Genomic DNA, 13,063 nt, shown 5'->3' on the forward strand with positions numbered 1-13,063 from the left:
ATTTTTAAGATTTTTTGTGAATATCATTCATGTAAAATCTTACTGAATTTATCCCTTCTTTCTTCGCCCATTCATAAGCCTGTGAAACAAAGTTCCAATTAATATGATTGTAAAATTTTTCCAAATAAACAGCCCGGGCATTTTTGTGATCAATATAATAAGCATGTTCCCATACATCTACTACCAATACAGGAATCTTTCCTTCTGTTGGAGGAGTAGCTGCATTACTTGTTTGGATAATCTCAAGCTTTTGTGAAGTACTATCATAAACAAGCCAACACCAACCTGAGCCAAATAAACTTGTGGCAGATTTCAAATAAATATCCTTAAAGGCTTCTAAAGAACCAAAATCTTTATGAATCTGCTCTTGAAGCTCCAAACCCGCTTCTGAAGCAACAGGGGCAATACAATCCCAATAAAAATCGTGATTATAGACCTGGGCAGCATTATTAAACAAACCTCCTTTTGCTTTTGTTATTATATCAAATAACTCACTACCGGCAAATTCAGTATTTTCAATCAAACCGTTAAGATTTGTTACATAAGCCTGATGGTGTTTTCCATAGTGAAAATCAAATGTAACCGGGCTCAAAAAATCACCCATAGTATCTTTTCCATAAGGTAGTTTTCTTAATTCAAACATAATTGTCTCCTTAATAAATTAATCATTTAGTTGTGAATGCCTTTAATTATAGTCATTTTCATTCGATTTTTGATAAATGAGAAATAAAATCTATTGTTTATTTTTTAAGGTTTGAAGCCACTCTAAGTTCAACTCTATTTCTTTCCCACACTTGCTTAAAAGACTATCTCTAATAGAATTTAAAGAATGAATATCTAAAGATTTCATTAAAGCAGAATTCAAATTAGTTTGTTCTGTGGAATCTTCCAAACGATTAAGCAAAGATTGAATTTCTTCAATCAATCCATCTTTGGTTATTATCTCTCCATAAGCATTGATTGTGGATTCTTCATCGTGCATTTTCAAGCTCCTTTTTGATAGCATGAGTAAAGACCTCGCTATAACCTTGATTTTGTGGGATTTTATTGCAAAATTCATCTAAAATATTTAAATAATCTTCCAAATTTATCTCTCCCTTTAAAAGCTCATATTTTAAATATAGCCAATAAGTATTTAAAACATCACTTTGGCAATATTCATCAATTTTGGTAAGACTGTCTAATTTGTTTATTTTCTCATCATAATAAATTCTATATACTTCATCACCGCTCATATCGTATTTACCGGGCATACCTAACATCAAAGAAATATCATTAAGCTTCAAACTGCGCGCCATCCCAAAATGTCCCAAACTATCAAGCAAATCAGTATGGAATCGCTCGCTAAATCTTTGGCGATAATTTTCCCATTTGCTTTTATTAAATGCCGGGTTATCTTGCTCATAATAAGCATTCGCGCATAAATTATACCGCATAGCCCTTAGCATGATTACAGGCAAATCAAATCCCCTACCATTAAAACTTACGAGTTTTGGTTGGGATTTGTTGAAAAATTTTAAAAAATCTGCAATGAGATTTTTTTCTATCAAATCAACATCAAAACTTCCTTCATCAAAATTTATTTTGCCAAAATTTCCCACTTTGATAAAATGCCCATATTCATCAACAATAACACTAGCTATAGAAATAATTCTATGCAGATAAATAGGTAAAAAATTACTGCCACTTTTTTGTTTTTGATCTTCCATCGCCATCTCGCATATTTCAATAGGTCCGATAGTTTGAGTATCTGGAATTCCTTTTTTGATAAGTTCGATATCAGGAACAGTTTCAATATCAAATACACAAATCATTTGTTTTCCTTAATTGATAACATTATTTTATTTTTGTTTATCTTCATAGATAAAAACAGGGAGTCCTATTTTATAATAAATTGCCAAAAGTCTCAAAATAATCCCACAAACTAAAGTTATGATGCTTGCAATAAGAATTTCAATATTAAAATATTCAATCAAAACATAATACAAACTTGCTGTAATCATCGCTACACCCGCATAAAGTTCTTTTTGAAATATCAAAGGGATTTGATTGCAAAAAATATCTCTTAAGATACCACCAAACACCCCTGTAATGACTGCACTTGTAATAATAAGCACAAAACCATAGTCCATTTTTCTTGCTACTTCTGCCCCAATAATACTAAAAAGCACCAATCCCAAAGAATCCAACAATAAAAACAAAGACTCAAGCTTGCTTATTACCGAAGAAATCCGTGTTGTTAAAATAGCAGCTACACAAATGATGAGAATATAATAAGGATTGGCTACCCAAGTAAGAGGATAATGCCCAAAAAGCACATCTCTTATAGAACCCCCTCCAATAGCAGTTACAAGAGCAATAAACATCACGCCAAAAAGATCCATTCTATGTCTCCCTGCTGCTAGTGCCCCACTCATCCCCTCTGCAGTGATCCCGATTACATAAAGTATTGTCAATAACATTCTATCCTTGTCTCCTCAAAAATTCACCTTAATATATCGAAAATTTTAGTAAAATCCCATTGCAAATATTAGCAACAATCAAATAAAATCTTTAGGAGATTTCATGAGTGAAATAATAACAAGATTTGCCCCCTCCCCCACCGGTTATTTACATATTGGTGGTTTGCGAACAGCTTTATTTAATTATCTTTTTGCCAGATCAAACAAAGGTAAATTTTTTTTAAGAATTGAAGACACAGATTTGGCCAGAAACTCTAAAGAGGCTGCTGATGAAATTATTGATGCCTTCAAATGGGTAGGAATGGATTTTGATGGTGAAATTCTTTATCAATCTAAGCGTTTTGATCTTTATCAAACCTATATTAACAAACTTATTGCCCAAGACAAAGCCTATTATTGCTACATGAGTAAAGAAGAGCTGGATACTTTAAGAGAAAATCAAAGAATCAATGGACAAACACCAAGATACGACAATCGTTATCGAGATTTCAAAGGCACTCCTCCAACAGGCATATCCCCTGTAGTCAGGATCAAAGCCCCACTTAGCGGAGCAATAGAGTTTCATGATGGGGTAAAAGGCAATATCAAAGTAGAAGCCAAAGAAATTGATGATTTTATCATTGCCCGCAGTGATGGTGTCCCCACTTATAATTTTGTAGTCAGTATCGATGATGCCCTTAGTGGGATTACTGATGTTATTAGAGGTGATGATCACTTGTCCAATACGCCCAAACAAATTGTTATTTACAATGCCCTTGATTTTAAAATCCCCAGATTTTATCATGTACCTATGATACTTAATCCACAAGGACACAAGCTTAGCAAGCGTGATGGGGCTATGGGAGTTATGGAATACAAAAAAGAGGGTTATCTTCCTGAAGCGATTTTAAATTTTTTAGCTCGATTAGGTTGGAGTTATGGGGATAAAGAAATTTTTAGCCTTCAAGAAATGCTTGCTTATTTTAATCCCAACGATCTAAATTCCTCACCCAGTAGCTATAATCAAGAAAAATTTTTGTGGCTTAATGCCCACTACATCAAACAAACTCCCAATGAGATACTCCAAAAACTGCTTGAAGACTTTCAGTGTCCTACACCGGAATCTTCCAAAAGAGATGTTCTTTATGAGGCTATTAAAGAAAGAAGTCATACATTAAAAGAATTTTCTCAGATGATACAAGATATCCTTATATCTCCACTCTTTTATGATGAGAAATCACAAGAAAAAATCGATAAACAAGCCTATGATATGCTTAATCTTTTCAAAACTACGCTCAAAACTCTATCTTTGAATACCGAAGAAGAATTTCATAATTATGTGCATTCTTTTATACAAGATCACTCATTAAAAACAGGCAAATTTATGCAACCCTTACGGATTGCTCTTCTTGGGAAGCCCGGAGGAATAGGGTTAGTAGAAACAATGTATATCATTGGACAAGAAGAGAGCATCAAACGGATCGAAAAGTTCTGCCTTACTTAATCATTCCTTGACTTTTCTCCAGTAGAATAATTGAACAAATTTAAACTGTACAATAAGGAAACACAATGAAAAAATTCTTATCAATAGCTGCTATTATTGGTTTATCACTCACTCCAATGATGGCGAAAAATTTCAATATTGATATGGCGCATTCTTCGGTAGGATTTGAGGTTGAACACATGCTTATTAGCAAGGTAAATGGCGAATTTAATACCTTTAGTGGTGTTTTAGACATTGATCCTGCTACTAAAAAAATTAATAAACTTGAGGGAAAAATTAATGTTGCTTCAATTGACACTAAAAGTAAAAAAAGAGATGCTCACCTCAATGCAGATGATTTTTTTGATTCTCAAAAATTTCAAAATGCAACCTTTAAAATGACAAAACAAGAAGGTGATAAAATTTATGGAGATCTCACTTTGAAAGGCATTACTAAACCTGTAATATGGGAAGTAGAAGTCAATGGTCCTGTTAATAATCCAATGACAAAAAAACAATTAATGGCTCTGGATATTGAAGGTAAAATCAATAGAAATGATTTTAAAATTGGCGTAGGGACTCCAAATGCAATTGTAAGCGATGAGGTAAAAGTAAAAATTCAAATTGAAGCTTCAGAATAATCCAACATTAACTCTCCAAAATTTTAGGAGAGTTTTCTCAGCAATAATAAAATTATATTCTTATACAATGGCTCGAAAAATATAAAGGAAAAAAATGTTTCGAGGACTTTGTCTTCTGCTTGCTTTAATTGGATTTGGCTATACATATGAATGGAAATATGATTTAGGTTTTAATTTTTATCTTGATAATCTTGAGGATTCTGTGCCTTATTGGGATACGCGAACAATTTATGGTGTGAGGTTAGCTCCTGAAGTTGGAATTGCTTTTGATGAACATCAGTCTTTGATGTTTGGGGGCTATGTTATCCAAAACATGGGCGAACAACATTTTCCCACAAAAGCCAATGTATCCATATACTATAGCGCTATAGGAGAAAATTTACGGGGATATTTTGGTATTTTTCCACGCAAGCATTCTATCGCTCATTATCCCTTAAGTTTTTTTCGCAATGATTTTTATTTTTTTAATCCTAATATCAATGGCGTCATGTTCGAGTATAAGCCTGAAAAATCAAATGACGGCATCAATGGATATGCTGAATTTATATTTGATTGGTATGGAGGAAATCTATCTAAACGCCTGGATGAATTCATGGTATTAGCCTCAAGTCAATTCAATTTTTTCCAAGATTATCTCTTTGTAGGGGGAAATTTCTTGATGTATCATTTTAAAAATGATGAATATCTGGCAAAAGATGGCTCTAATGGAGATACTTATTTGCTTGATAGAATCTATTACAATCTCTATATGGGCACTTCTTTTAAAGCCCTTATGCCTTATATGCAAAAAGCTTCCATTCAATTTGGCACACTCTCGACTTTGGAGAGAAAACGCCATCTAAGCACAGGCATAGATCCTTTTTATAATGGACTTGGCTGGCAACTGGACTTAGAAGCTCAATACAAAGGATTTGGATTTAAAGATAGCTATTATTTTGGAAAACCACAAATGGAGTATTACACACAATATGGAGAAGATTTTTATAGTGGGCTACCTTTTTATAGAGGTACAAATTATAATCGAGCGGACTTTTATTATGAATACAAAAATGATATTTTAAAAGCACGTTTTAGTATTATTTTACACTTCATCAACCGGACTTTTGCCAATCAAGAAATGCTAACTATCTCACTGGACACACACAAACTATTTAAAAAACTAAAGCAAAAATTCTAAGCTTAAATCTAGCCTCGAAGTTGTTCTAATCTCTCTCTTTTGGTGCCAATATCTGTAATTTGGACGCCAAAATTTCCATCAACAATTACAACTTCTCCTTTGGCAATCACTTTATCATCTACAAGAATTTCTAAAGGATCGTTGGCTAATTGATTGAGTTCTACAACACTTCCAATATCCATTGAAATAACATCTTTTAACAACATTTTTTTTTGTCCAATCCTTACTTTTATATTCAATTTTACATCAAGAAGCATGCCAATATTTTTAACCTCATCTTGATTAAGTAGATGGCTTTGAATAACATCAGTGGGAGTATTTACCGGCAAAGCATCAATCTTGTCAAAAATTTTAGTAAATTGACCGGTAGTTAGAAATATAAAATTTGACTTAATTGTATTGAATGAAAATGAAAATGAATATCCCTTATCATACGCAGAAAGATCTATTGGATTGATGATAAATTCTATACTCTGACAAGAAAAATTAAGCTTAGGAAGATTTTTTTGCGATCCTAATGCTGTCGAAATAGCTCCAAATATATTTGAATTGATTTCTTTAACAGCGTCTAAATCATCGCTATTCATTTCCATTTTCTCTGTCCCTTCTCCTCCGATCATCAAATCAGCCAAAGAAGTTGCAAGCCCCACAGGGATAACCAAAGCTACATTCGTGCTCAAATCCCCTGAAACATTAATATAAGTAATAGCATAAGGAATAGGCAAGGAAACAGCACTAACAATATCCGTTTTGTTATTTACAATATCCGGGGAACTTCCTGTTAAACCTTCTATTGTTGCAATCGCCTCTTGGGTAAAAATCTTTATAAAATCATTCATGTTCTTCCTCTTCTATATCATTAGCTTTACTTTTTCTTTGAGCTTCTAACATTTCTAATATTTCTTTGACCTTATCTTTTTCAGTTTTTATCATTTCTTGAATTTTGATTGTTTTACGATACCTTTGAAGCCCTACACTTGCTAAATATTTTTCCCTGCCATCAATATTAACCACCACAGTATCATCTGCAGCTCGATCTAAACGAATAATATCTCCAACCATCAAATCTAAAACTTCTTTTAAAGTAATTTTCACTCCTCCTAAAAAAACCGAAACATTTACCCCTGCCCCTCCTACCAAAGCTTGAAGTTCCTTGTTGCGACTTTTCTTTGAGCTAGTCTCTGAGAGCATCAAATCTCTACCTCCAAGTCTGGATAATATTGTCTCAAGTAAAATGACAGGATAGCATAAATTCATCATTCCGCTGCTATGTCCTATGATAATTTCCATTACAACCATAATAACAATTTCATTTTGAGCAACGATTTGAACCACATTCGCGCTTGATTCTTTGGCATCTACTGTGGGAAATATTTCTATAATTGGCGACCATGCATCTTTTAAGGTTTGCATGATCTGCCTTAAAATTGTATCTAATAAATTTAATTCAATATCACTAAATTCTCTTGAACTATCATAAGGATCACCCTTGCCACCCAAAAGTCTATCAATCATAGAAAATGCTATACTTGGATTAATCTCTAAAACGCCCATACCATCCATAGGTTTCATAGAAAAAACATTGAAACTTGTAGGGCTGGGCAGACTCATCAAAAATTCACCATAAGTCATCTGATCGACACTATGGAGTTGGATTTCAACAATACTCCTCATGATCGCAGAAATCTGACTTGAAAGACTTCTGGCCATTTTATCATGGATACTTCTAAAGGCTCTCAATTGTTCTTTGCTAACACGATTGGGGCGTTTAAAATCATAAAGAGTAACCTGTTTTTGATGGATAATGTCGCGCTTTTGTAATGCCTCAGCATCATTGCCTTCATCAACAACCTCAAGGAGGGCATCAATTTCTTCTTGACTTAATATATCAGCCATTTCTTTCTCCTAAAGATTTTCTTATTTTTTTGATAACTTCTTTAGTGATTTGAGAAATTCTTGATTCTGTGATATTTAAAATATCTTTAATCTCACTCAAATTTAATTCTTCGAAAAAATACAACTGTATAATCAATTGCTCTCTCTCTGAAAGACCTTTTAAAATCCTTTGAATAATCTCCATAAGCTCTTCTTGTTCAAGCTTTTCTAAAATATTTTCTTGCTCAATAATATTATATTGTTCATCAATAGGCACAAGAGAATAAATATCAGAAGCAATCTTTGCTTCTCTAATTTTATCGACATCTTCTCCCAAAACTTTTGATAAATATTCATTTGTAGGTTCTTCTTGAAATTCATTAAAATATTTTGAAACTTCATAATCAATGGATTTTATTAATTTTCTAGATGCCCTTGAGACAATATCAAGCGAACGTAAATAATCAAGCATTGCCCCATTTACACGAGTTTTGGCATAACCCCAAAAAGAATCGTTGATTTTATGATCATATCTTCTGGCAAGTTTAATAAGCTCTTCTGTACCGATAGATATAAGATCATTAAGATCAACAGAACTTGGCACGCGTTCTTTAACGCGATATGCCATCGATCTGACTGCGGGTAAATATTGCATTGCAAGCTCATCTTGAGAATATCGAATCGTTTGATTGTAGCCATATAAATTTTTGGAATTCATCTAATCTGCCGATGCTAGAGATTTGCTGTCTAAAAAATCTGAGTTACTAATATACTGTCGGATATTAGCAACTTCTTTTTCTCGAATATCAAATTCATGATCAAAGTAATCTAATTTCTTCTCGAGATTATTTTTATTAAAAAGCGTTTTATCAAAATCAATAAACCATATATACGCCGAAGCAGAAAAAAGAATAATCAAATAAAATCCTGCTGTAGAAACAATGGTCCAAAATAAAATAATTTCAGGATCATCAAATTTGGCTATTCCAAAAGCTAAGCCTAAAAAAAACCCAAAAACAACAGAAAGATTAACATAATTTGTTGGCTTCATTTCCTTCCTTACAAATAGCCCAATATCCTTTTAAAAAAGCCTATAAAATTTTCTTTTGATGAATAAAGCACATTTTGTTCCATTTTTGCTGAAATTGCCTTAGCAATATGACGCATATCAGATGAAAAATTATTCAAAGGTTCAACTTTGCACAAAAGCTCTCTGTATTTTGTGGATTTTTTTACAGAATTGCTTCCATACAAACAACCCAAAAGTTCAAGATCCAGAGTAGGTAAGTTCTTCTGTGCAACATTTTTGATTTTGTTAAAAACTCCCATTGCTTCTTTTTGAGAATTAACCATATTGATAATCATAAAAAGCTCTTGTTTAATTTTTGAATTAATTTTGATGGTTGCATAGGCATCTGTGATGGCTGCAGGATCGGGAATCGTAACAACTACCACATAATCACTTGCGCTCAAAAAAGCTTGAGTTACATCTCCAATCCCAGCCCCTGTATCAATAATCATATAATCTAATTCATCAAGAATACCACTATCTTGGGCAAACTCATTTAAGATATCTTGATTGGCATATTTTAATATTTCATCCCCACTATCACCCGGAATTAAATACAGACCTTCTTCAATGGGATAGACCACTTCATCAAATCTAACTTCTCCTTTGAGCGCATGTAAGATATTTTTTCCCGTTCTAATTCCAAAAATTAAATCCAAATTAGCCAATCCAATATCTGCATCAAAAACTCCCACCTTATACCCCATTTTAAAAAGAGTATAAGAAAGATTTGCACTAATAGTTGATTTTCCTACGCCACCTTTTCCACTTGTAATAGCAATAAATTTTGTATTTCCTTTTTTGACCATTGGAAAGGGTTTCATCAAGGTATCTAAATTGCTGGCTTGATTCATTTAGACGCTCGATTAGAATTACTAAAACCATCTAACATACAATCTACAAGATAATCATTAGTTGCAACCACCAAATCCATTGGTACTTCTTGACCTACTGAGAGATAACTTACAGGTTTTTTGCTTTCATATACCAATGAAAATAAATTTCCCAATCCTCTACTTTCATCAAGTTTGCTAAAAATCAAAGTATCAATATCCAGCTCCCCAAAAGATTGATAAATATCTTTTAAATCCTCATATTTCGTAGTAGCTGAAAGTACCAGAGTAATATCAATTTTATAATCATTGTGAATAAATTTTTTAAGCATATTGATTTTTTGCTTATCATGTTGGGAATGCCCGGCAGTATCAACCAAAATATAATCACAATATCGCAAGGTGTCGATCTCTTTGAGAAAATCCTCAGGCTCAATAACGGTCTCGATGCTAATTTTCATTTTCCTGGCATACCAGGTTAATTGCTCAAGAGCTCCAATTCTGTAAGTATCTAATGTGATAATACCAACTTTGTATTTTTTATCCAACATTTTAGAGTAACGTGCTGCCAGCTTTGCTAATGTAGTTGTTTTTCCTACTCCTGTAGGACCTACAAGCATAATAATTTTTTTATTCCCCATATCCAAATGCTCACTGCGACAATAAATCATTTTTCGTAACACCTCACGAAAATACCGCTTAATAGTCAAAGAATTCTCTCTCATTTTTAGGGGCATTAATTCCAAGCTCAATTTCATAATTTCATCCAAATGCGCTCGGTTCATACCGCTATTTTTGGCAATACGATAAATTTCTGCAAATTCTTGGGGAATTTGTAGCCCCTCATTTTTAGGTCCTTTTTCATCCCAAAACATATTTTGAATAAGTTTGATTTTATCATTAATTTTATCAAGTTCGGTTTTAATATGTTTCAACTCTTTGGTATCATTTTGTTGGCTAAGGGCACGATCTTCTTGTTTTTGGAAAATTTTATTTTCTAATCTCAAATCTAGAGTTTTTGGAGTCTCCGGAATAATGACAGATTCTTTTTTGGGTGGAGATTTTGGACGCTCCATGCCTGCAATTTTACTAATCTCTCTTACAGCATCAGAAAGCTGGATAGTTACATCTTCATAAGGATTTTTAGAATCCTTTTTCTTTTTTTCCATGTTTTTTGCCAAAATATCATCTAAACGCTTTTGAACACTATTTTTAGGTTTTATTTCCTCTTCCGGTTGTAATTCAAAAGTGTTCCCTTCCAACTCATCTGTCTCAACCGCCACAACAATCTCATAGAGTCCCGGTTGAGTCATTGTTTTTTTTCGTATTTCTTTAGTCTTAACCACCAAAGCATCTTCTCCATGTTTGCTTTGAGCCGTTTTTAAGGCTTGTGCGGCTGTTTCGCCGCCATAAGTATAAAGTTTCATTTTCGTCCCTTTGGGATTAGATATTGCAAAAATAAAGGAATCAAAACAGATTCTCTTTGTGTCCATTTTGGATGAGGTATTTTAAGATAAGGATGCTTTAAAATCAAATCATTAAAAAAAATTATATCAATATCTAATGTTCTTGGAGAATTTTTAAACTCTCTTTTTTTAGCCCTTCCAAATCTACGCTCCAAATAAAAAATAAGACCAAATAATTCAACTACAGAAAAATTTGTAGAAATTGTAATTGTAGCATTACAAAAATCTTCTTGATTGAGATAGCCAAAAGGAGGATTAATATAAATTGGCGATGAAGAGATGATAATAAAATTTTTATTATTACCAAGCCATCTATAAAAATGCTCAAAACTCTTTATGGGATTTTTAATATTACCGCCCAATCCCAGAGTAACAGTATTAGGAAAAATCCTTGAAGGAGAAATTTTTCTAGGAAATAAACGGGAAAAAACCAGGGATCTCATTTTTGACCACAATGTGAATATCAAAGAATTTGTGCTTTGCCATTTTTTACCACCACCAAATCTTCAATACGCACTCCATAATGACCGGGAATATAAATACCCGGTTCTATAGAAAATACCATACCATCTTCAACAATCACCTCACTTCTTTTAGAAATAAAAGGCAATTCATGAATATCAAGTCCGATACCATGTCCTGTGCTATGAATAAAATATTCTCCATAACCGGATTCTTCTATAACCCCTCTTGCAATCCCATCAATCTCTTTGCCACTCATCCCACTTCTGAGAAGCTCTATTGTTTTTTCTTGAGCACTCAAAACCGTGTCATAAATCTTCTGTAGCTTTTTATCTTTAAATTTTTGATGTTTTTTAAAATCAATACCCTCTTTGGTGAAATAAGCTGTTCTTGTCCTGTCTGAGCAATACCGTTTATATTTAATACCTGCATCAAAAAGCAAAAGATCTCCATATTTGAGCCTATCTTTTGGACTAGGAAGAGCATGAGGTTTAGCCGCATTACCATTAATACCCAAAATTGGATAAAAACTAAGCTCATATTTACCTTGATAACTTAAAAAATTCTTAGCATGATAAAACATTATCTCTTCACTCATTAAATGCCCATATCCATACAAATATTTAGAAAAATGCTCATAAGCTTGTTCATTAAGCTTTTGTGATTTTTTAATCCACTTGATCTCTTCATCTGTTTTAATGATTCTTTTGAATTGATGGAAGTTAGCAACTCCCATAAGATTTATTGAAGATTTTAGCAAGCTTTTTAATTTCTCATAATGAGCGAAAGTCATCTGATTAGGATCAAATAAAATATTTTGTATTGAATTTTTATTAAAAATACCACAAGCACAAGCAAGCAAGTCATCAGCTTGTATGACTTGAGTATTCTTGGTGTTTTGTTGTGCTTCAAGCGTATAGCGAGAATCTGTGATAAAAAATTTATCCCCTTGTATATTTAAGACTACAGCATTATCACAACTATAGCCACATTCAAAATATTGGGCATTTTCATCTAAAGTAAGATAAGTTTCATTATTTATCTTTTTTTTCATGTTTAACTTCAGTTTTTGCTTCAGTTTTTATATCTTTTGTTTCAGCCTTTGCTTGCGTAGCCTGAGCTTCTCGGATAGAACGTATTTCAGACAAAATCTGCATCATTGCAATGATAGCCATATGATATCCAAATGCGCCAAAACCTGTAATCACACCTGCACAAACAGCGCCTGTATAGGTATGTTTTCTATAATCTTCTCGAGCATGAATATTGCTTAAATGTACTTCAATTACAGGAACACCCGCAGCCATAATTGCATCTGCAATAGCAATAGAAGTATGAGAATAAGCTCCCGAATTGATAATAATCCCTGCATAATCGCTACCTACGCACTCTTGAATTTTGTCAATAATTTCTCCCTCAAAATTGCTTTGAAAAAAATCAAGAAGAAGATTATTTTGTTGTGCAAATACTTTCATATTTTGATGAATTTGTTCCAAAGTCATATTTCCATAAATTCTAGGATCTCTATGACCAAGCATATTTAAATTGGGACCCTGTATGACTAAAACTTTCATTTTTTCTCCTTTTTAAGTAAAAAAATTTTTTTTATCAATATA

Annotated in this window: 16 protein-coding genes; 3 read left to right on the forward strand and 13 right to left on the reverse strand. The window is 32.9% G+C overall.

The window, feature by feature from the left end; genetic code table 11:
• Positions 1-4 precede the first annotated feature (4 nt).
• The 4 genes from BKH45_RS03695 to BKH45_RS03710 form a co-directional block, all read right to left on the reverse strand.
• Positions 5-643: a superoxide dismutase gene (locus tag BKH45_RS03695; protein ID WP_095274133.1), complete on the reverse strand. Its 639-nt coding sequence runs from the start codon at positions 641-643 to the stop codon at positions 5-7.
• Between the two features lie 90 nt (positions 644-733).
• Positions 734-982, reverse strand: coding sequence for a hypothetical protein (locus tag BKH45_RS03700; RefSeq protein ID WP_095274134.1), 249 nt, complete (start codon positions 980-982; stop codon positions 734-736).
• Positions 972-1,814 (reverse strand): 3'-5' exonuclease, encoded by an 843-nt coding sequence (locus BKH45_RS03705; RefSeq protein ID WP_095274135.1) that lies wholly within the window; start codon positions 1,812-1,814, stop codon positions 972-974. Before BKH45_RS03705 ends, BKH45_RS03700 begins: the two co-directional genes overlap by 11 nt.
• A gap of 27 nt (positions 1,815-1,841) precedes the next feature.
• Positions 1,842-2,462 (reverse strand): trimeric intracellular cation channel family protein, encoded by a 621-nt coding sequence (locus tag BKH45_RS03710; RefSeq protein WP_095274136.1) that lies wholly within the window; start codon positions 2,460-2,462, stop codon positions 1,842-1,844.
• Between the two features lie 103 nt (positions 2,463-2,565).
• On the opposite strand from BKH45_RS03710, the gene gltX reads away from it, so the two are divergent.
• The 3 genes from gltX to BKH45_RS03725 all read left to right on the forward strand — a co-directional run bounded on the left by gltX (position 2,566) and on the right by BKH45_RS03725 (position 5,742).
• Positions 2,566-3,945, forward strand: a complete 1,380-nt coding sequence (gltX, locus tag BKH45_RS03715) for a glutamate--tRNA ligase (protein ID WP_095274137.1) — start codon at positions 2,566-2,568, stop codon at positions 3,943-3,945.
• A 65-nt stretch (positions 3,946-4,010) separates the two neighbouring features.
• Entirely contained in the window at positions 4,011-4,565 is a 555-nt protein-coding gene (locus BKH45_RS03720; RefSeq protein ID WP_095274138.1) for a YceI family protein, read from the forward strand.
• A 94-nt stretch (positions 4,566-4,659) separates the two neighbouring features.
• Positions 4,660-5,742: a hypothetical protein gene (locus tag BKH45_RS03725; RefSeq protein ID WP_095274139.1), complete on the forward strand. Its 1,083-nt coding sequence runs from the start codon at positions 4,660-4,662 to the stop codon at positions 5,740-5,742.
• Positions 5,743-5,750: 8 nt separating this feature from the next.
• Here the strand turns inward: BKH45_RS03725 and fliY are convergent, their stop codons facing one another.
• From fliY to aroQ, 9 genes are read right to left on the reverse strand one after another with little or no spacing between them, the layout of a single operon-like run.
• Positions 5,751-6,581, reverse strand: a complete 831-nt coding sequence (gene fliY, locus BKH45_RS03730) for a flagellar motor switch protein FliY (RefSeq protein ID WP_095274140.1) — start codon at positions 6,579-6,581, stop codon at positions 5,751-5,753.
• On the reverse strand, positions 6,574-7,638 hold the full coding sequence (fliM, locus tag BKH45_RS03735; protein WP_095274141.1) for a flagellar motor switch protein FliM: 1,065 nt from the start codon (positions 7,636-7,638) through the stop codon (positions 6,574-6,576). Before fliM ends, fliY begins: the two co-directional genes overlap by 8 nt.
• Entirely contained in the window at positions 7,631-8,335 is a 705-nt protein-coding gene (locus tag BKH45_RS03740) for an RNA polymerase sigma factor FliA (protein WP_095274142.1), read from the reverse strand. The genes fliM and BKH45_RS03740 overlap by 8 nt, the downstream gene beginning before the upstream one ends.
• Positions 8,336-8,668: a hypothetical protein gene (locus BKH45_RS03745; RefSeq protein WP_095274143.1), complete on the reverse strand. Its 333-nt coding sequence runs from the start codon at positions 8,666-8,668 to the stop codon at positions 8,336-8,338.
• A gap of 8 nt (positions 8,669-8,676) precedes the next feature.
• Positions 8,677-9,540 (reverse strand): MinD/ParA family protein, encoded by an 864-nt coding sequence (locus BKH45_RS03750; RefSeq protein WP_095274144.1) that lies wholly within the window; start codon positions 9,538-9,540, stop codon positions 8,677-8,679.
• Positions 9,537-10,946, reverse strand: coding sequence for a flagellar biosynthesis protein FlhF (flhF, locus tag BKH45_RS03755; protein WP_095274145.1), 1,410 nt, complete (start codon positions 10,944-10,946; stop codon positions 9,537-9,539). The genes BKH45_RS03750 and flhF overlap by 4 nt, the downstream gene beginning before the upstream one ends.
• Positions 10,943-11,428 (reverse strand): 2-amino-4-hydroxy-6-hydroxymethyldihydropteridine diphosphokinase, encoded by a 486-nt coding sequence (gene folK / locus BKH45_RS03760; protein WP_095274146.1) that lies wholly within the window; start codon positions 11,426-11,428, stop codon positions 10,943-10,945. The genes flhF and folK overlap by 4 nt, the downstream gene beginning before the upstream one ends.
• Before the next feature lie 20 nt (positions 11,429-11,448).
• A complete protein-coding gene (locus tag BKH45_RS03765) occupies positions 11,449-12,501 on the reverse strand; it encodes a M24 family metallopeptidase (RefSeq protein ID WP_095274147.1) in 1,053 nt (350 codons plus the stop codon).
• On the reverse strand, positions 12,482-13,021 hold the full coding sequence (gene aroQ / locus BKH45_RS03770; RefSeq protein WP_095274148.1) for a type II 3-dehydroquinate dehydratase: 540 nt from the start codon (positions 13,019-13,021) through the stop codon (positions 12,482-12,484). Before aroQ ends, BKH45_RS03765 begins: the two co-directional genes overlap by 20 nt.
• Positions 13,022-13,063: the final 42 nt, after the last annotated feature.

This window comes from Helicobacter sp. 11S03491-1 (assembly GCF_002272835.1).
In the GTDB taxonomy this organism is placed as follows: Bacteria; Campylobacterota; Campylobacteria; order Campylobacterales; family Helicobacteraceae; genus Helicobacter_J.